The following is a 787-nucleotide window of genomic DNA, read 5'->3' as shown; positions in this document are numbered from 1 at the left end:
ACCGGTGCATCAAACATTTCTTTCGTCTTTTCGATAGCCTCTTTAAGTAGCTTGGAGAAGTGAGCTTGAGCGTAAGGATCATCCGCCAAGTCTTGCTCAATCATTTTAGTGATTCGGCCGGTAATTTTATCAGTTTGATTACGTGCCTCATCGTCACTCATATCTTGTGGCTTGACGTTTTTACCCATATTTCCGACAAGATAAGCACCTTCTGGCTCTCTTACCTCAAGCCCGGCGATATGTTTATCTAATAGCGCGTGGATATCGTCGCTGTACTCGTCATAATCGATAGTTTCATTGGCGTCTTCGCGAACTTGTTTTCGCAAGCTCACGAACATTTTCAGTGTGTCTTTATAAAGCTGGCGCTTATTATCAAAGCTCTTATCTTCGAAAAAAGTGGCTGACTGAAGAGCGACTTTCATACAGTTAGAAAAGGCCGTTAAGGCAGAATAAAAGTCGTCACGCTTCTTTAGGTTGGTATCGACCAACTGGCCTTCGATTTCTTTAATTTTTGGCGCGAGGGTCTGGCGCATGGCTGCGGGGTCTTGTTTGTTTTTAACCTCACTAAAGATGGCCCACAAGTCGCTATATAATCCAGGTAACTTCTTATACTCAGTATCCATGCTGTGATACAAACCTTGAAGGTCTTCGATATCAAAGCCACCTTGAGTACGTTCAGCTAGGTCTTGGTACTTTTCAATCGTAGTATCTAACTCTTTTAAGATTCCGCGATAATCAATCAAATAACCAAATTGCTTTTTACTGTGTAAGCGATTCACACGAGCAA

Annotated in this window: 1 pseudogene; it reads right to left on the bottom strand. The window is 42.3% G+C overall.

The window, feature by feature from the left end:
• Positions 1-787: pseudogene (locus tag A3735_RS30085) on the bottom strand (type I restriction endonuclease subunit R); the annotation flags it as partial.

It is taken from the genome of Oleiphilus sp. HI0061 (assembly GCF_001635675.1).
Note: the sequence above shows the minus strand (reverse complement) of the source record. Positions and strands in the feature narration are given on the sequence as shown.